At 72.0% G+C, this 18,204-nt stretch carries 17 protein-coding genes; 9 read left to right on the top strand and 8 right to left on the bottom strand.

Annotated elements, in window-relative coordinates; all coding sequences use genetic code 11:
* Window positions 1-279 precede the first annotated feature (279 nt).
* Both ACA511_RS03545 and ACA511_RS03540 read left to right on the top strand, forming a co-directional pair.
* Window positions 280-1,299, top strand: coding sequence for an aldo/keto reductase (locus ACA511_RS03545; RefSeq protein ID WP_375022566.1), 1,020 nt, complete (start codon window positions 280-282; stop codon window positions 1,297-1,299).
* An 89-nt stretch (window positions 1,300-1,388) separates the two neighbouring features.
* On the top strand, window positions 1,389-2,231 hold the full coding sequence (locus ACA511_RS03540) for an LLM class flavin-dependent oxidoreductase (RefSeq protein WP_375022565.1): 843 nt from the start codon (window positions 1,389-1,391) through the stop codon (window positions 2,229-2,231).
* On the opposite strand, the gene ACA511_RS03535 is transcribed toward ACA511_RS03540, so the two are convergent.
* Window positions 2,228-3,001 (bottom strand): endonuclease/exonuclease/phosphatase family protein, encoded by a 774-nt coding sequence (locus ACA511_RS03535; protein WP_375022564.1) that lies wholly within the window; start codon window positions 2,999-3,001, stop codon window positions 2,228-2,230. The two genes, ACA511_RS03540 and ACA511_RS03535, sit on opposite strands and share 4 nt — an antisense overlap.
* Before the next feature lie 95 nt (window positions 3,002-3,096).
* On the opposite strand from ACA511_RS03535, the gene ACA511_RS03530 reads away from it, so the two are divergent.
* The 3 genes from ACA511_RS03530 (at window position 3,097) to ACA511_RS03520 (ending at window position 5,694) form a co-directional block, all read left to right on the top strand.
* Window positions 3,097-3,477: a hypothetical protein gene (locus ACA511_RS03530; protein WP_375022563.1), complete on the top strand. Its 381-nt coding sequence runs from the start codon at window positions 3,097-3,099 to the stop codon at window positions 3,475-3,477.
* A 106-nt stretch (window positions 3,478-3,583) separates the two neighbouring features.
* Window positions 3,584-4,690, top strand: coding sequence for an LLM class flavin-dependent oxidoreductase (locus ACA511_RS03525; protein ID WP_375022562.1), 1,107 nt, complete (start codon window positions 3,584-3,586; stop codon window positions 4,688-4,690).
* Window positions 4,687-5,694 (top strand): helix-turn-helix transcriptional regulator, encoded by a 1,008-nt coding sequence (locus ACA511_RS03520; RefSeq protein ID WP_375022561.1) that lies wholly within the window; start codon window positions 4,687-4,689, stop codon window positions 5,692-5,694. The genes ACA511_RS03525 and ACA511_RS03520 overlap by 4 nt, the downstream gene beginning before the upstream one ends.
* On the opposite strand, the gene ACA511_RS03515 is transcribed toward ACA511_RS03520, so the two are convergent.
* The 4 genes from ACA511_RS03515 to ACA511_RS03500 all read right to left on the bottom strand — a co-directional run bounded on the left by ACA511_RS03515 (window position 5,687) and on the right by ACA511_RS03500 (window position 9,951).
* Entirely contained in the window at window positions 5,687-7,465 is a 1,779-nt protein-coding gene (locus tag ACA511_RS03515; protein ID WP_375022560.1) for an SDR family oxidoreductase, read from the bottom strand. The genes ACA511_RS03520 and ACA511_RS03515 overlap by 8 nt on opposite strands.
* Window positions 7,466-7,539: 74 nt before the next feature.
* Window positions 7,540-8,070 carry a GyrI-like domain-containing protein gene (locus ACA511_RS03510; protein WP_375022559.1) on the bottom strand — a complete coding sequence of 177 codons (531 nt, stop codon included), beginning with the start codon at window positions 8,068-8,070 and terminating at the stop codon, window positions 7,540-7,542.
* Window positions 8,067-8,825: a GyrI-like domain-containing protein gene (locus ACA511_RS03505; RefSeq protein ID WP_375022558.1), complete on the bottom strand. Its 759-nt coding sequence runs from the start codon at window positions 8,823-8,825 to the stop codon at window positions 8,067-8,069. The genes ACA511_RS03510 and ACA511_RS03505 overlap by 4 nt, the downstream gene beginning before the upstream one ends.
* Before the next feature lie 40 nt (window positions 8,826-8,865).
* Window positions 8,866-9,951, bottom strand: coding sequence for a CapA family protein (locus ACA511_RS03500; protein WP_375022557.1), 1,086 nt, complete (start codon window positions 9,949-9,951; stop codon window positions 8,866-8,868).
* Window positions 9,952-10,276: 325 nt separating this feature from the next.
* Here ACA511_RS03500 and ACA511_RS03495 point away from each other — a divergent pair, with 325 nt between their 5' ends.
* The 3 genes from ACA511_RS03495 (at window position 10,277) to ACA511_RS03485 (ending at window position 14,481) form a co-directional block, all read left to right on the top strand.
* Entirely contained in the window at window positions 10,277-10,894 is a 618-nt protein-coding gene (locus ACA511_RS03495; protein WP_375022556.1) for a Uma2 family endonuclease, read from the top strand.
* 349 nt (window positions 10,895-11,243) lie between these two features.
* Complete coding sequence (locus ACA511_RS03490; RefSeq protein WP_375022555.1) at window positions 11,244-13,457, top strand: molybdopterin oxidoreductase family protein; 2,214 nt, start codon at window positions 11,244-11,246, stop codon at window positions 13,455-13,457.
* Between the two features lie 106 nt (window positions 13,458-13,563).
* Entirely contained in the window at window positions 13,564-14,481 is a 918-nt protein-coding gene (locus ACA511_RS03485; protein WP_375022554.1) for a Rieske 2Fe-2S domain-containing protein, read from the top strand.
* On the opposite strand, the gene ACA511_RS03480 is transcribed toward ACA511_RS03485, so the two are convergent.
* The 3 genes from ACA511_RS03480 to ACA511_RS03470 form a co-directional block, all read right to left on the bottom strand.
* Window positions 14,473-16,584 (bottom strand): tetratricopeptide repeat protein, encoded by a 2,112-nt coding sequence (locus tag ACA511_RS03480; RefSeq protein ID WP_375022553.1) that lies wholly within the window; start codon window positions 16,582-16,584, stop codon window positions 14,473-14,475. The genes ACA511_RS03485 and ACA511_RS03480 overlap by 9 nt on opposite strands.
* A gap of 77 nt (window positions 16,585-16,661) precedes the next feature.
* A complete protein-coding gene (locus ACA511_RS03475; RefSeq protein WP_375022552.1) occupies window positions 16,662-17,024 on the bottom strand; it encodes a hypothetical protein in 363 nt (120 codons plus the stop codon).
* A 269-nt stretch (window positions 17,025-17,293) separates the two neighbouring features.
* The gene (locus tag ACA511_RS03470; protein WP_375022551.1) at window positions 17,294-17,740 is read right to left on the bottom strand and encodes a hypothetical protein; all 447 of its coding nucleotides are present in this window, start codon (window positions 17,738-17,740) and stop codon (window positions 17,294-17,296) included.
* 256 nt (window positions 17,741-17,996) lie between these two features.
* Here ACA511_RS03470 and ACA511_RS03465 point away from each other — a divergent pair, with 256 nt between their 5' ends.
* Window positions 17,997-18,164 carry a hypothetical protein gene (locus tag ACA511_RS03465; RefSeq protein ID WP_375022550.1) on the top strand — a complete coding sequence of 56 codons (168 nt, stop codon included), beginning with the start codon at window positions 17,997-17,999 and terminating at the stop codon, window positions 18,162-18,164.
* Window positions 18,165-18,204: the final 40 nt, after the last annotated feature.

Raw genomic sequence — 18,204 nt, 5'->3', positions numbered from 1 at the left:
CCCGCTTGGGCCGCGCGTCCGCCCGCTTGGGCCGCGCGTCCGCCCGCTTGGGCCGGGCCGCGCGCTCCGCGCCCCGGTCGCCGTCCTGCACCACATCCGCTCCCTTCGCCGCCGCGGTTGCTAAACGGGACAACGTTCCGTATCTTATGAAGCGGGACGTTGTTCCGGTTCTCATGATGCCAGAGCGACAAGCCCGCGACCAACCCCTGCGACGAATCAGGCGTGCGCCGAGCGCGCACACGTCGCCACCACCTTGCAACCCGCATTGGAGAACACGTCATGCAGTACCGCACCTTGGGCCGCACCGGTGTGCAGGTCAGCTCCCTCGCGCTCGGCGCGATGAACTTCGGCCGGATCGGACGCACCCCCCAGGACGAGGCCACGGCCATCGTCGACGCCGCGCTCGAAGCCGGGATCAACGTCGTCGACACCGCCGACATGTACGGCGAGGGCGAATCGGAGGAGATGGTCGGCAAGGCCATCGCCGGGCGGCGCGACGACATCGTGCTCGCCACGAAGGCGAACATGCCGATGGGCGACGAGCGGAACCACCGGGGCAGCTCGCGCCGCTGGCTGGTCACCGCGCTGGACGACAGCCTGCGCCGGCTCGGCGTCGACCACGTCGACCTCTACCAGATCCACCGGTGGGACCCCGAGACCAGCGACGAGGAGACATTGTCGGCGCTGACCGACCTGCAGCGCGCGGGGAAGATCCGCTACTTCGGCTCCTCGACCTTCCCGGCCTACCGCATCGTGCAGGCCCAGTGGACGGCCCGCGAGCGGCACCTGAGCCGCTACGTCACCGAGCAGCCGAGCTACTCGATCCTGCAGCGCGGCATCGAGTCGCACGTCCTGCCCGTGACCGAGCAGTACGGGATGGGCGTGCTGGTGTGGAGCCCGCTGGCCTCGGGCTGGCTGTCGGGCGCGGTCCGCGAGGGCCGGGACGTCGCCACCCACCGCTCGGCGGTCATGCCGGAGCGCTTCGACACCGCCGTCCCGGCCAACCGGGCCAGGCTGGACGCCGTCGAGCGGCTGGCCGGGGTCGCCGACGAGGCCGGGCTGACGATGATCGAGCTCGCGCTCGGGTTCGTGACCGCGCACCCCGCCGTGACCAGCGCGCTCATCGGCCCCCGCACGCTCGACCACCTGCGCTCGCAACTCGCCGCCGCCGACACCGTGCTCACCGCCGACGTCCTCGACGCCGTCGACGCGATCGTCGCCCCCGGCACCGACCTGGCCGCGCACGAGAAGTTCGACACCCCGCCCGCGCTGCTCGACCCGGCGCTGCGGCGCCGCTGACCGTCCGCGCGGGACACCCTCCGCCGCGCCTCCGGCGAGAAAGGACCGACGACTCCATGCCGCACACGCCCCGGACCAGTTTCGGGATCATGACCGCCCCCATGCAGGTCGGCTACCACGACGTCCTGCGGGTCTGGCGGGACGCGGACACGATCCCCGAGATCGAGCACGCCTGGCTCTTCGACCACCTCATGCCGATCGGCGGCGACCCCGGCGGGCCGGTCCACGAGGGCTGGACGCTGCTCTCGGCGCTCGCCGCGCAGACCCGGCGGCTGCGCCTCGGCCTGCTCGTGACCAGCAACCGCTTCCGGCCGCCCGCGATGCTGGCGCGGATCGCCGCGACCGTCGACATCGTCTCCGGCGGGCGCCTCGACTTCGGGATCGGCGCGGGCTCGCGCCCCGGCCATCCGCTGGCCCGGCGCGAGTACGCGGCGCACGGCCTGCCCTTCCACGACTTCGCCCACTCCGTGGGGAGCCTCGCCGAGGCGTGCACGGTCATCCGGCGGTTGTGGACCGAACCCGAACCGTTCGACTTCCACGGCACCTACCACGACCTCACCGGGGCGTTCTGCAACCCGAAACCCGTCCAGAGCCCTCATCCGCCCGTCCTCGTCGGCGGGCGCTCGTCCGCGACGCTGCGCGTGGCCGCCGAGCACGCCGACCTGTGGAACGTCCCCGGCGGCGACATCGAGGACATGATCGGGCGCAGCGCGCTGCTGGACGGCTACTGCGCCGAGATCGGCCGCGACCCCGCGTCGATCACCCGCTCCGTCCACCTGCCCGTCTCCTACGACCGGCCCGGCATGACCCGGGACGCGATCGGCGAAGCGGTCGGCGCCGGCTTCCGGCACATCGTCCTCGGACTGTCGGCGCCCTACCCCGTGGACGTCGCCCAATGGGTCGCCGACGAACTCATCGTCACGTCGGCCTAGCCAGGCGACGCGGAGAGGGTCGCCTCGATGCCGTAGTGGTCGGAGAGGTGGACGCGGTCGCCGCCGGGGAGTCGGACCGCGTCCTTGAAGACCACGCGGGTCTCCGCCTTCAGGCCCGGCCTGTGGAGGAGCTGGTCTATCGCCCCGATGTCGGCGGATTCGGGGCGGTAGGTGGGCTCCGTGCTGCCCGCCATGGCGTCCTGGAGACCCGCGGCGGACGCGAACGCCGCGAAGTACGGCGAGTCGCGGGGGACGTTGAAGTCGCCCATCGCCACCAGCGGTTCCGCCGGGTCGATCCTGGTGACGGCCGCCGCGAGCCGGCCCAGTTCGGCCTGCTCCACTTTCGTGTACGCGTTGTCCGGCGACCAGTCCATGTCCATGTTCGCGGAGAGGTGCGTGTTCACCACCGTCAGATGTCCGCCGGGCAATTGCACGCGGGCGAACAGCGCGCCTTTGCTCAGCAGCCATTCTGGCCGGACCGGACGGGCCAGTGCGAACGGCTGGAAATGGCTTCGGACGATCGACCGCCGGGAAAGGGTGACCAAGCCGCCGCGGACGAGCGGAAATGCCCGGCCGGGAAATGCCCGCGCCCGCGCCATGTGCGGATAGGAGGTCGTCACACGGCGGAACCGGGCCAGGATCAGCGGCGATATCACCTCTTGCAGGCAGACGACGTCGTAGTCCGATTCCTCGATGAGCCGCGCCAGCGCGTCCATGCGGTCTCGGGCGCGGCCCCTGAACAGCGTGTTGAAGGTGAGAACGCGGATCATGCCCGTCACCCTACGTCGCCGGACCTCGGTCCGTCGGGGGATTTATTCGGATAAAGGCGCATTTGGCGTTGGTTGTGGACTAGCTCAGGTGCGCGGTGGACTATCTCGTTCGCGTTGAAGAGTCGCGCGGCGTGGGCCATGATGGAGGCGGCCCGTCCGCTTGCCCGCCCGACTTCGCGACGTCGAAAGCGCCCTTGATGCAGAGCTCTCCCCACAACGGCGAACAATCCTGCTCGATGCCTCACTGCGGCCGCCTGTCGTGTTTCCATGTCCGGCTGGACGCGGCCGTCTCCGGAGAGCACGGCCGGGATTCCTGCGGAGCCCATCTCGCCGAGGTCGTGCAGCAATTGGCGCTGCGCGCACGCGAGCACGGAGAACGTCCCACCAGCGTCATCGTGTACGCGACGGTGGACGGGCGGCGCGCGAATGAGACGGGGCCTTTCGACCGGCTCGCCCTCGGCACCATCCCGGTGTGACCCCGGGCCGGCCGCCGCGGGCGGCTCCGGCCATTGCCGATCGTCCGGCGGCTTCCGATACTGGGCGGGCAATGCCGAACCCGGCCGGACCGAAAAAGGGGTCGTCATGGGATTCCAGCTTGGCCTGTTCTCCCCCAACACCGAATCGGGACTAGCGATCACGACCGCGCCGGAAAGGTGGCATGCGACCTGGGAGAACAATCTCCGCCTGGCCCGCCTCGCGGACGAGGCGGGCATCGACTTCCTGCTCCCCGTCGCCCGCTGGACCGACTGGGGGGAGGGCACCGACTTCCACCGGAGCGCCCTCGACCCGCTCGTATGGGCGTCCGGGCTGCTCGCCCGCACCGACCGGCTCCGCGTGTTCAGCACCGTCCACACGGCGTTCCACCATCCGGTCGTCGCGGCCAAGCAGCTCGCGACCGCCGACCACCTCAGCGAGGGGCGCGTCGGGCTGAACATCGTGGCGGGCTGGCACGCCCCCGAGTACGAGATGTTCGGCCTCACGCTGCCCGGCGACCACGACACCCGCTACGCGCTCGCGCAGGAGTGGTGGGACGTCGTGAAGCGCATCTGGTCCGCCGACGAGCCCTTCGACCACGACGGGCGCTTCTTCCAGTTGCAGCACGTCGTGGGGCGGCCGAAGCCGTTCAACGGGCACAGCCTGCCGGTCATCAACGCCGGGTCGTCCCAGCAGGGGCGCTCGTTCGCGGCGCGCAACGCCGACCGCGCGTTCACCGTCGTGGCCGGCCCCGCGGACGGCGCGGACATCGTGAAGGCCATCCGCGCCGAGGCCGCGTCCCATGGGCGGACGGTCGGCGTCTTCACGCTCGGCCACGTCGTGTGCCGTCCGACCAGGGCCGAGGCAGAGGAGTTCCTGCACTACTACGCCGACGAGCACGCCGACTGGCCGGCGGTGGACGAGGTCATGCGGCTGCAAGGGCTGCACGCGCAGTCGTTCACGCCGGAGATGCTCCAGATATACCGGGACAGGTTCGCGGCCGGCCACGGCAGCTGCCCGCTGATCGGCGACCCCGACGACGTCGCGGACGGGCTCGCGGAGTTCGCGCGTGCTGGATTCGACGGTATCGCTCTGTCGTTCCTCAATTACGCTGATGAACTGGGCTACTTCGCCGCCGAGGTCATGCCGCGGCTGCGGGCCCGGGGTGTGCTGTCCATCGAACGTCCAGAAACGGCTCCGCCTACACGAACATGACTCCCGCCGAGACCTCGCCGCCTCTGTCGGCCTACGAGCGCGTCGTCAGCACGGACATCGACGTCCTGCACGACACGGTCGAACCGTTCGCCGTGGGGCACGACCTCCAGGCCCGTAGGCCCGGCGACCCGCTGGACGGTCTGGTCAACGCCCTCGGTGTAGGCGCCGTCAACCTGGTCTGGGTGCGGTACGGGGGCGGCGGGGTCATCGTCGACACACCGCCGACGGAAGGGCACTTCGCCATGTGCGCGCCCATGGCGCCCATGGGCGTCGAGTACCGCGCCACCCACGACCGGGACACCGCCGGCGGCAGCCTCGTCCTGTCCCACGACGAGCCGATGCGGATGACGCCGCACCCGGAGCTGGGCTGCCTCGTCATCGCCACGAGCACCGGACGCCTCGCCGACCATCTCGCCGGTCACCTCGGGCGGGACTGCACCACCCCGCTGCGCTTCCACCGAGTCGAGGCGCCCGCCATCGCGCCCGCGTCGATCATCGAACGCACGTGGCGGCACGTGTGCGGCGTCCTCGACCACGCGACCGCCCGGGGCGGGCTCCACCCGCTGGCGGCGCGCAGCCTGGAGGAGTCGCTGCTCACCGCCATCCTGCTCGGCCTGCCGCACACCGCCACCGAGAGCCTCGCCGAGGAACCGGCACGCTGCCCGCACCATCTCGCCGCGGCCATCCGCGAGTGGGTGGAGGCCAACCATCAGCGTCCGATCGGCGTCACCGACATCGCGGCGGCGGTCGGCATCAGCGTCCGGCAGCTTCAGGCGATCTGCCAGGACCAGTGGAACCTGACCCCCACGCAGCTCTTGCGCGGGGTAAGGCTCGACCACGCGCGCGCGGCGCTCACCGTGGCGCCGGTGGGGCCGGGCACGGTCACGGACATCGCCGGCGCGGCCGGATACCTCCACATGAGCCGTTTCGCCGCCCACTACCGTCAGCGCTTCGGCGAGACCCCCACGCAGACGCTCCGGCAGGCCCTCAGAGCGGCTAGATGAGCCGTTCGACGTCCGCCCGGATGCGGTCGCCCGCACGGCGTCCGAGACGGGCGAGCGCCCTGTTGGCGGTGGGCGACACGCGAGAGAGCGCGCGGCCGAAGCGCGCTTCGGCGGCGACGAGGGCGACCGGCCTGTCCTGCCGGACGGCCCGCAGGATCGCCCGCGCCACCTTCTCCGGCCGGAACCCGCGGCGCTCCACCGCGCGCCCCATCCGCTCCCGCAGCTCGCTGTCGACACTGGGCGGCAGACCCACGAAACGGGTGCTCCCCGTGATGGGCGTGTCGACCGCCCCGGGGCAGACGGCGGAGACACCGATGCCGTAGCGGTCCAGGTCGAGGCGGAGGCATTCCGTCATCTGGAGCACGGCGGCCTTGGTCGCGCTGTACGCGGGCAGCTCCGGACTGGGCATGAACGCGGCCATCGACGCGACGTTGACGATGTGGCCCCATTCGCCGCGATCCACCATCTGGCGTCCGAACAGGCGCGAACCCCGGTACATGCCGTCCAGGTTGATCGAGCGGATGCGCGCCCACTCCTCCTCGGACGTGTCGAGCAGGGAGCCCGCGATGGCGACGCCCGCGTTGTTCACCACGATGTCGGGGACGCCCAGGTTGTCGCGGACGTACTGGGCGAACGTCTCCATGGTCTCGGCGTCGGCGACGTCGACCCCGTAGATGTGGGCTTCGCCTCCAGTCGCCTCTATCTCGTCCATGGTGCGCTTGGCCGCGCCTTCGTCGATGTCAGCGATCACCACACGGGCCCCTGCGGCGGCGAAGGCACGGGCGGTGGCGCGTCCGATGCCGCTGCCCGCGCCCGTGATGACGACGAGATCGCCGCCGAAGTCCAGGCCCGGTTGTCCTGCCGCGCGCGCGTGGGCGAGGCCCGGCGTCTCTGGGCCGCCCTCAATGTGGTCGACGAATTCCGTGATCCAGCGGGCGACGAGGTCGGGATGGCTACGCGCCACCCAATGCCCTGCCGGAGCACGACGCACATACAGGCGTGACACGGGCCCGCGTGCGGACAGCAGGAGCGACTGCGAGCCGTACCGGTCCTTGACAGGGACGATGAGCTGGACGGGCACGTCCGTCCGTCCATCGCCTGGCGTGCCCGCGCCGCGCCCCATGTTGGCGCGGTACAGGCCGAGCCCGTTGCGGGCGTCCGCCCGCAACGTCTCCGCCGGGTGCCCTGGCCGGGGCTCCGCGCCCTCGCGCAGCCGCATCACGCGCCCGAAGCCCGCGGCGAGCACACGAGCCGCGGCCTCGCCCACCCTGGGCGCCATGAAGACCGGCATGTACACGCTGCGCCGCGCCTGGCCGAGCACCTCCGCGACGCCGCGCGGCCCGGACCGGACGGCCTCCCGCACCCAGCGCGCCATGTGCCGCCGGTCCGGCCCCGAGATCGAGGTGAAGGACGCGATGCGGCCGCGCAGCCGGTCCCCGATGACCGCCTCCCAGCCCTGCACGGACCCCCAGTCGTGCCCGACCAGGTGGACGGGCCCCGCCGCGCCCACACCGTCCAGGACGGCCTCCAGGTCGCCCATGAGCGCGTCCAGCCGGTAGTCCAGCGGGTAGGACGGGGCGCCGGACGAGCCGGCGCCCCGCACGTCGTAGACGACGACGCGGAACCGCCCGGCGAGGCGCTCGGCCACGTCGTCCCACATCGCGCCCGTGTCGGGATAGCCGTGCACGAGGACGACCGTCGGCCGGCCGTCCGCACCGCGCACCCGCACGCCCAGCTCGATCTCGCCCGCCGTCACCCGCTGGTCTCGCATCAGCCTGCCGCCCGGTCCGTAGGGAGCCCGTTTCCCGTGAAACTACGCCCCTGCGGCGAACTGTCCAGGGGCCCCTACCGGACGGGCTGGCGCAGGATCGTGCGCATCTTCGCCGGGTCGGTCTCCCTCGTGTCGGACAGGTAGATCTCGTGGTGCAGCCCGTTCACCACGAGTCCCTCGGCCTCCATCAGCGCGTCCATGCGCGCGAGGGACGCGGGCTCGTCCGCGTAGGCGCCGCGGTGCAGCATCTGCACGCACAGGCCGTCGTTGTAGGAGACGTGCTGGACGCGCGCGGCGGCGGGCGTCCCGGCCCCCGCCTCCGCACGGGCGCGGCCGATCGAGACGATGTCGTCCGGGAGCCGGATGAACAGGTGCCACCGCCACTGGTCGCGCGGCACGTCGAACGGCGAACGCTCGTCCTCGACCCACCAGCGTCCCTCCAGCGGCGCCATCGGCGCGTCCAGCGCGCCCAGGACCGCGTACAGCGCACCCACGCTCTCGCCGTACGCGCCGCCGCCGGGCTCGCCGCGACCGGTGACGGCCAAGCCGCACACGGCCCCGTGCTCCACCGTCTCCGGCTCTTCCGAAGCCTCGTACCAACTCACTGGTCTTCACCCACTCGAACCATCACCCGGGTCTCCAGGTGTTCGGGCGGCGTGGTCGCGGGGTCGTTGAGGTACACCTCGCGGACGGGCCCGGCGGGCGTATGCCCGAAGTCGCCGAACCACGCGAGCACGCCATGGACAGTGAGCGGAATCTCCTCGTAGGGGCCGACATGGACGGCCGCCGCGAACGGGCCGCCCGGCAGGACGTCGTCACCGTCCGCCGCCTGAACCGCCACCCGCACGTCGAACTCGTCCGCCATGTCCAGCGGGAACAGCCCGACCAGCAGGACGTCCGGCGACATCTGGGGCAGCAGCCGGCGCACGCACGCCGATGTCGCGTCCGAGATCGTCAGCGGCGTCGCGGCCTCCCGCACGGCGAACACGCGCCGGGCCGGCTCCCGGACGATCGACACCTCCGCCGCCGGCAGCCCCTCCGCGAGGACGCGGTCGAGGAGCCGCAGGCCGCGCCGCCGCCGGTCGATGTCGGCCTCGATCCTGTCCCGCGCCCGCTTCAGCGCGCCGCCCCCGTCCCCGGACAGCACGCGCGCCACCACCGGCAGCGGAACGTCCATCGCCCGCAGCAGACCCACCGTCAGCGCGTCCCGCGCCTGGTCGCGCCGGTAGTACCGGTAGCCGGACGCCGGGTCCGTCCACGCCGGGGACAGAACGCCGAGGTCGTCGTAGTGCCGCAACTGCTTGACGTTCAGGCGGCACAGCCGCGCGAACCGTCCGATCGGCAGGAGATCGTCGCTCACAGGCCCCACCCTGATCCCTCCCACAGTGGGAGAGTCCAGCCTAGGAGGGGCGTGCCGACAGGCCCGTGCAGCCGCGCAGCCCGTTCCAGCGCTTGAGCTCCGCCTTCGCGGCCGCGCCCTTCATCGGGATGGGGAGGCCGCCGCTGATGAGCGCCGGGCTCCACTTGTCCTTGGTGACCTTGCCGTTCTCCACCTTCAGGAACAGCACGCCGGACTTCGCCGTCTGGCCGTTGGCGGAGTAGAACACGAAATTGCTCATGCCGTAGTGGACGTAGGCGTTGTTCATGTAGCCGCCGCCCAGCGGGATGTGCGCGTGGCCCCCGACGATGATGTCGGCGCCCGCCTCGACGAGCTGCTGGGCGAGTTCCTTCTGACGCGGCAGCGGGCAAGGCTGAAGCTCGGCGCCCCAGTGCAGGTGGACGATGACGACGTCCGACCCCTTGCGCGCCTCCTTCACCGCCTGCACCATCCGCGGGACGTCCTTGGCCGACGCAAGGCCGCCCTTGGTGTCGGTGGCCGTCCACGCCTGGATCAGGTTGTCGTCCAATACCTGCGTGGCACCGACGATGGCGAGCTTGTTGCCCTTCACCGTGACGCGGTACGGCTTGAAGGCGGCGTCGGCGTTCTTGCCGATGCCGACGATCGGGAACCCCGTCTTCCTGATCGCGGCCAGGGAGTCGCGGAGGCCGCCTTCCATGTAGTCCATGCCGTGGTTGTTGGCCATGGACGCGACGTCCACCCCGGCCGCCTTCAGCGCCTTCAGCGCGGTCGCCGGGGCGCGGAAGGCGAACTCCTTGCCGGGCGCCTGCGTGCCCCCGGTCGTGATGGCCGTCTCCAGGTTGACCATGGCGAGGTCGGCGGCGCGCAACTGCTTCGCGACCGGGCCGAGCGCCGTGGACGGGTCGCCGAGCCGCGCCCGCAGCTGCCCCTCGAAGTGCGTGTCGCCCCCGAACGCCAGGACGATCGGCTCCTTGGCGGGCGGCGCCGAGGTCCGGCCCCCGCCCTTCGCGGCGGACGCCGGCGGCGGCGTCGCCCCCTTGGCGTCGGAGTCGCCCGAGCCCCCGCACGCCGCCGCGGTCAGCACCATCCCGGCCACGGTCGCGACCGCCATCCCCCGCCTGCTCATAGCACGCCTCCGTCCGCCCCCATGGACCCATCGGACGGCCAAGCATGCCATGTCCCCCCAGGGGGGCGACCCCCTGGAACCCCCGTCACGAGGCGGTCGATCCTCACGCCACGGTGCGGGTGTGAGGCGACCGTGCGGGTCGGCGTCGTGTCGCTGCGGTCGCCCGCCTCGGCGGGCCGTGCGGCCTCCGGGCGCTAGAGCGCCCTCCGGCCGCCCGACCCGTGACCAGGGCCGAGGTTAGAGCCCGGGTACGTGAAACGGAGTCGGCCCGGCGCAGCACAGATAAGCTCAGGTCGGATGACGGATCGACCCTGGGAGCCCGAGCATGCCCCTGCCCGCATGGGCGACGGACCCCTCGAGCCTCCTCATCACCGAGGAGCAGTACGAGGCCCTGCCAGAAGAGGTGTGCAAGTCCATCGAAGTGGTGGACGGCAGTGTCATCTTCTGTGAATCACCGTCTCCCCGGCACCAGCGCGTCCTTCGGAACCTCGCCCGCGCCTTGGCGGACGCCCGACCGGCAGATGGTCCCTGCATCGACGTGCTACCGGACACCGACATGCACTACGTCGAGCGCAACGCCCATGCCACCGACAAGGGGCACCGGTTCACCATGCGCCGTCCGGACATCAGCGTCCTTCACTGCCTTGAGGGAAACGTCAAGCTGACGAGCGCCAGCGTCTTCACCGCCGTGGAGATCGCCGGCTTCGACAGCAGGCAGCGAGACTTTCAGGACAAGAAGGCGGAATACGCGGGCCAGCGCATCCCCATGTACCTCATCGTCGTTCTGGACGCCGACGAGACGGTCCACTCCGTGGAGGAGCACCGGCTCGACTGGTCGGGCCGCAGCTATCAACTCGCCGCTGTCCACCGCGACGTGCTGGACACCGAACTTCCCGAAGGCATGAAGCTGAGCGTGAGCTTCAAGGAGCTAGAGAGCGTCTGAGGGGCCGGGCCGGTCGGCTGGGTCTTCCTTGCCGTTGGGCTTTGCGGTGGTCAGTTCGAAGGGGACTTCCGGTTGGGTGGGCCTGGGGGCGTCCTGGGTGGGGCCGAAGGCTTGGCTTACGGCCGGCCGAGAGCCGCTGTGAGGGTGCGCAGCTCGGCGATCCCGAGCAGCGCGGCGACCAGCAGCCAGGCGGCCCACGGCTCCGTAGCAGCTCCCTAGCGCTGCCGAAAGTCCTCCTCAAAGCAACTCTCAAAGTGGCGTTACGGCCATGCCGTGGGGGGCGGTCATGGTGCAGGCCGGGCCAACCGGTCAAAATGGGGCCACGGTCCCGTACACAAGGAGTGTCCCGATGGGCGACCGCACGGCGTTCCGCACCTGTCCCCTCTGCGAAGCCCTGTGCGGGCTCGAACTGACCCTCGACGACGCGGGAACGGTCACCCGCGTCCGCGGCGACGCGAAGGATCCGTTCAGCAAGGGCTTCATCTGCCCGAAGGGCGCGACCCTCGGGAGCCTCGACGGCGACCCCGACCGGCTGGCCGAGCCGCTGGTCGCAGGCGAGCCGACCGGGTGGGACGAGGCGTTCGACGCCGTCCTCCAGGGCCTCTCCGGCGTCATCGAGCGGCACGGCCGCGACGCCGTCGCCGTCTACATCGGCAACCCGACCGCGCACTCGATCGCCGGGCCGCTGTACGCGGGCGCGATCGTGAAGGCGCTCGGCACCCGCAACCTGTTCACTGCCAGCACCGCCGACCAGATGCCGAAGCACGTCGCGTGCGGGCACATGTTCGGCGATCCCCTCGCGATCCCCGTCCCGGACCTCGACCGGACGGATCATCTGCTCATGCTGGGCGCGAACCCGCTGGAGTCCAACGGGAGCCTCGCGTCGGCGCCCGACTTCCCGGGGCGGCTCAAGGCGATCCAGGCGCGCGGCGGCAAGGTCGCGGTCGTCGACCCGCGCCGCACGCGGACGGCCGCGCTCGCCGACGAGCACCTGTTCATCCGTCCCGGCACGGACGCGTTCTTCCTCATGGCGCTCGTCCACACCCTGTTCGCCGAGGACCTCGTCGAAGACCGCCTGCCGGGACGCGTCAACGGGCTGGACGACCTGCGCGCCATCGCCGTCGACTTCGCGCCCGAGCGCGTCGCGTCCGCCACCGGCATCCCGGCGGACACGATCCGGCGGACGGCCCGCGAGCTGGCCGCCGCCGACCGCGCCGCCGTCTACGGCCGCATCGGGACGTGCACGCAGGCGTACGGGACGCTCAACAGCTGGCTCGTGGACGCCCTGAACGTCCTCACCGGGAACCTCGACCGGGAGGGCGGCGCGATGTTCCCGCGTCCCGCGCACGCCCCCGTGTACCGCCGCAAGAAGCCGTTCACGACCGGGCGCTGGCGCAGCCGCGTCCGGGACCTGCCCGAGGTCAACGGCGAGCTTCCGGTCGCGACGCTCGCGGACGAGATCGAGACGCCCGGCGAGGGCCAGGTCAAGGCGCTGATCACGATCGGCGGGAACCCGGCGCTGTCGGCGCCGAACGCCGCCCGGCTCGACCGCGCGCTCGCCGGCCTGGAGTTCATGGTGAGCGTCGACCCGTACCTGAACGAGACGACCCGGCACGCGCACGCGGTCCTGCCGCCGCCGCGCCCCGCGCAGACGCCGCACTACGACATCGCGCTGACCGGGCTCGCCGTCCGCGACTACGCGCGCTACTCGCCGCCGGTCGTCCCGCTGCCGGACGGCCGCCCGAGCGAGGCCGCCATCCTGGCCCGGCTCGCCATGATCGCCTCCGGGACGGACGGCGACCCGGCCGCCCTCGACGAAATGATCATCACCTCGACGCTGGCGAAGGCGACCGCCCTCGCGGGCTCCCCCGTGCACGGCCGCGAAGCGGACGAGCTGCGCAAGACGCTCGACTCCGGCACGCTCACCGAGCAGCGGATCGACATGATGCTGCGCCTCGGCCCCTACGGCGACGCCTTCGGCGCCGACCCGTCCGGCCTCACCCTCACCCGGCTGCGCACCGAGCACCCGCACGGGCTCGACCTCGGCGCGCTCAAGCCCCGCCTGGACGAGGTGCTCTGCACGACGTCGGGACGCGTAGAACTGTGCCCGTCCACTTTCGCCGCCGACGTCGACCGGCTGCACGCCGCCCTGCGCGAAGCCCCGGCCGACGGGATCGTGCTGATCGGACGCCGCCACCTGCGCTCCAACAACAGCTGGCTGCACAACGTCCCCGAACTGGTGCGCGGCTCCAACACCTGCACCCTCCAGCTCAACCCCGCCGACGCCGACCGGCTGGGCGTCGCCGCGGGCGAGACGATCCGCGTCACGTCCCGGACGGGCGCCGTCGACGCCGTCGCCGAGCCCACCGACACCGTCATGCCCGGCGTCGTCAGCCTGCCGCACGGATGGGGCCACGACCGCCCCGGGACGCGTACCGCCGTCGCACGCGAGCACGCGGGCGTCAACGTCAACGCCGTGACCGACGAACTGGAGATCGACCCCCTGTCCGGCAACGCCGTCTTCAACGGCGTGCCCGTCACGCTGACCGTCCCGGCGCGCTGACCCCGTGGTTTAGCCCCTCCGGCCGCAGGTAGGGGTATGACTGGCCGCAGGAGAACGCGGGCGACTAATGTCGCACCAGGCGTCTCATCGACCGCGGAGGAGGGACATGCCCCGACGGGTGAACATATTCCGGCGCGGGACCCGGCCCCAGACGTCCGCGCGGTTCGCGGACGCCACCGAGGCCCTGGAGCAGGCGACCGGCCTGGACCGCACGATCCGCGTGCTGGCCACGGCCGTGCGGCGGACACTGCGCCCCGGCCCGGTCAAGGACGCCCTGCACGGCGTCCCGGTCGGCCACCCCGCCCATCCGCCGCTCACCGACGTCCCCGTCGGCATGTGGCTCTCCGCCGCCGTCCTGGACCTCATGCCCGGGACGCGCCGCGCCGCGCAGACGCTGGTCGCGGCCGGGCTCGCGGGCGCCGTCCCGGCCGTCCTCACCGGCCTCGCCGACTGGGGGTCGCTGCACCGCGAGCAGCAGCGCGTCGGCCTCGTCCACGCCGCCGGGATGGCCACCAGCAGCGTGCTGTACTCGGCGTCCCTCGTGGCCCGCCACCAGGGACGGGACGGCGCGGGCCGCGCGTTCGGGTTCGCCGGGCTGTCCGTCCTCTTCGCGGGCGCCTACCTCGGCGGGCACCTGGCGTTCCGGCAGGCCGCCGGCGCCAGCCACGCCGAGAAGGTCGGCCATCTCGTCCCGCTCGGCTGGCACGACCTGTGCAGCGCCGCCGACCTGCCGGACGGCTGGCCGGTCACCCGGCGGCTCGGCTACATCAACCTGTTCGTGCTGCGCACCGGCGACGAGGTGCACGTCCTCACCGACCGCTGCAGCCACCTGGCCGGTCCCCTCCACCAGGGCCGCATCGTCACCGACGACAACGCCGACGTCTGCGTCGTCTGCCCCTGGCACGGCAGCACCTTCCGGGTGGCGGACGGCTCGGTCGTCCACGGCCCCGCCACGGCCCGCCAGCCCGCCTTCGAAACCCGGGTGACCGAAGACGACGTCCTCCAGGTCCGCCCCCTAGGCTGACCCGCCCGACCCGGAGGACGGCGACTCCTGCCGAGCCACCTCCAGATTGGCCCGCACCGCCCTGGTCCTCGGATGATCGGCCCCCAGGACCCGCTCGCAGTCGGCGAGGGCCCGCTGCAACAGCGACACCGCACGCCCCTGGTCACCGGCCGCCCAATAGGCGGAAGCCAGATTGTTGCGCGACGTCAGAGTGTCCGGATGATCAGCGCCCAGCACCCGCTCCCGGTCGGCCAGCGTCGCCTCGTACAGCCGAATCGCACGCCCGAGGTCACCAGCCGATTCGTAGGCGGAGGCCAGATTGTTGCGCGACGTCAGGATGTCCGGGTGGTCACCGCCCAGCACCCGCTCCCGGCGGGCGAGCGTCGCCTCGAACAGCGGAATCGCACGTCCCAGGTCACCGACCGTCTGGTAGGCATAGGCGAGATTGCTGCGCGACGTCAGAGTGTCCGGATGATCAGCGCCCGACACCCGCTCCCGGTCGGCCAGCGTCACCTCGAACAGCCGAATCGCCCGCCCGAGGTCACCGGCCGCCCAATAGGCGGAGGCCAGATTGTTGCGCGACGCCAGGGTGTCCGGGTGATCATCGCCCGACACCCGTCCGTAGTCGGCCAGCGTCGCCTCGAACAGCGGGACCGCGCGCTCCAGATCACCGACCGTCCGGTAGGCGTAGGCGAGATTGTTGCGCAGCATCAGGGTGTCCCGGTGATCAGCGCCCAGCAGCCGCTCGCAGCCGGTCAGAGCGCGCTGGTTGAACGTGATGGCGCGGTCCATCGCTCCTTGGCCGTGCAGGAAGGCCGCGGTTTCGCCGAGCAGCAGCACGGTGTCGATCGTGTCGGTGCCGGGGGCGGCATGGTCGGCCAGGGCGGTGATGTGAGGGACCAGAACCCGCCAGGCCGGCCACTGCGCCGGGTCCTCTTCAGTGGCGGGGCGGGCCCGGTTGAGCAGGTCGGTGGCCTGGGCGCGGGCGCGGTCGATGTCGCCCAGGCAGCGGTGAGGGTCGCCGTCGTCCTGGACCGGACGGGGGTCGGGAGTGCGTGCGACCGCTTGGACCAGGCGATGGACGGCGATGGTCTCGGCGTCCAAGGCGATCATGTTGTAGGCGGACAGGTCGCCCAGCGCGGTGGCGATCTCGGCCGGGCCGCCGAGCGGGGCGAGCAGGGCGCGGGGGACGTCCTCGGGGGCCCACCACGCCAGCACGCGCAGCACGTCCCCGGCCAGCGGTCCGGTGGCGGCGAGGTGGTCGAGGGTAAGACGCCAGGTCCGGGCGATGGTGCGCTCACCGTCGGCGCCGCGTGCCGCCTGGTCGTACATCACCGCCGGGTCGGCGCGCAGCAACTCCAGGTAGGACGTCGGGGAGAGGTGCGTCTGACGCAGGTAGGCACCAGCCTGCTTGACGGCCAGCGGCAGATGACCTAGCTCAGCGCACAGCTCGGACGCACCGGCCAGGTCGGCGGCCGGCCGTCCGGCGGTGAGGATGCGTGTCAGCAGTTCCTCCGCCTCGGTCGCACTGAGCACGTCCAGCTCGATCAACGCCGGGACGAGGTCGTTCCACCCCTCACGCAGGCGGCTGGTGATCAGGAACCGGCCCCCGGGAGCGCCGCTCACCAACTCGGCCACATCGGCGGGATGGACGACGTTGTCGAGCACCACCAGCCAGCCGGTGTGCGAGGCCAGCCACCGCCGCGCCCAGGCCGCCCGTTCCTCCGGCGCCACCGCCGCCGGTGCGCCGCGGGTCATCTCGGGCACCAGCATCCCGGCCAGATCGGCCAGCCCCGCGGTGACGCCCGCGGCGGAATCGGCGGTGATCCACCACGTCAGGACGTGCGCGTCGGCGTGCTGGTACGCCCACTGCGCGGCCAGCGTGCTCTTGCCGACACCGCCGAGCCCATGGACCGCCTGCACCACCGCCCCGCCGGACCGCGCCAGCGCCTCGTCCAACTCGGCCAGTTTCCCGTCCCGCCCGACGAACGTCGCCGTGCGCAACGGCAGAGCCGGCGGCACCCAGGGCGGCGGTTCCACCTCTTCCGCGCGCGGCAGCGGGGCCGCCTGGTACACGTCCCCCACGTGCGTGGACGAGTCGATGATGTCGCCTCCGGCGGCCATCGCCGCGGGGCCGGGCGCTTCAACCCGTCCGTCCGGCTGCTCCGCGCCCCGGCCCACATCGCCGCCCCGCCCGCGCCTCATGGCGTCGCCTGGTCGTCTCCGGTGACCTCGGTGCGGGAGTCCTCCACATCACCGCCGGCGGCGATCGCTCCCAACCCCGAGGCGCTGACCCCCTCGCCGGGCGGCGCGGCCGCCGGACTGCCCGCAGCCGGACGCGCCACCTTGGTAGACGACCCGGTCACCGACCCCTCGGCCGCGATCGAGCCGTCCCCGGACGCCGACACCCGACGTGGCGGCTCCGAATCCGCCGCCGCCCGGAACGTCAGCCACGCCAAAAGCCCCGCACCCACCGCAACACACGCCACCGCCGCCGCCAGCCAAGCGAGGCCCCACTCCTGGGTCAACATCCCCGTGGCCACATTCACCACCGCGCCGACCACCACACCGCCCCCAGCCGCAACCGCCTGCCGACCCCCAACACCCACCACGCCTCCCAAACCACAGCCGACCCCCGCCCAATTGTTCCACCCCAAGTTGACCTGCGGCGTGTTGTTGTTTTGGAAGGTCGAATAACAACAACACGCCGCAGATCAACAGGGCGGTGGACGTCGAGGGCGCGCCGCGCGTCCCGTGACACCCCCGTATCCCACTCGTTGATCTGCGGCGTGTTGTTGTTATCGAGAGGCGCATAACAACAACACGCCGCAGGTCAACGGGGGGTGGGTGTTCGGCGGCGGGAGGGGGCGGTTTCCAGGGTCTCTTTGGTGGTGTGGCCTTGCTGGGCGGGCTGGGGGGCGGGCGTGGTGCCTTGGTCGGCGATCCGCGCCGACGTGATGGTGAGGTCGTAGTGAGCCCACACCATGGCGGCGCCGACGAGGCGGCGGGCCGTGGCGCGGATGAGGTGGACGTCCGGTGAACCGGTGACGACCAGGAGGACGGGCTCACCGCGGTCCAGGTCGATCGCGGTGGGGTTGTCGGGCCATATCGCCACGCGCAGGCGCCGATCCTCGATCACGCGCAGTTCCCCCGCGTCCGGGACGCAGACCCGGGGCCGGCCGTCCGCGGCGCAGGTGATCACGATGACGGGGCGCTGCCGCGCCTGGGCACTCCTGATCGCGTCGAGGGAGGTCGAGAGGACGTCGGGCGGGGCTGCCATCGGCGCGTCCGCCTTGCGTGGCGGACTCGGTCGGCCCGGGGCGCTCTCCAGGCCGATCAGCGCGGCGATCCGTTCGGGTGAGAACCACTCAAGAACCCACTTGAACATATGTTCGATACTAGCCACCACGGACGACATTCCGGGCTTGCGCGCTTAGGGCCACGCGAATCGTTAATGCGAGATGGCGTCTCGGTTGACGAGATCGGGTGGGGTGGCCTACCGTTTGCGGACGATCCCTCACCGCCGGGAGCACGCCATGATCCGAGTCGCCTCACCAGGGCTTGGACCGGTGCTGCGCGCCGAGCGGCTACCGGCCAAGCGGCTGGTCTCGCCGCCGCCGTACTCGGAGACGTCGCGGGTCCGGCCGCCGCGTGAGGGCATGCGCCCTGGCACGGCCGCGGGCGAGCCGCAGACGCCCTTCTAGCACCGGACGACCGCAGCGCCTTTCCCTGGCCGCGGCCCGT

Origin of the sequence: Actinomadura sp. GTD37 (assembly GCF_041951365.1) — a bacterium.
In the GTDB taxonomy this organism is placed as follows: domain Bacteria; phylum Actinomycetota; class Actinomycetes; order Streptosporangiales; family Streptosporangiaceae; genus Spirillospora.
This window is presented reverse-complemented; position numbering and strand designations above follow the sequence as displayed.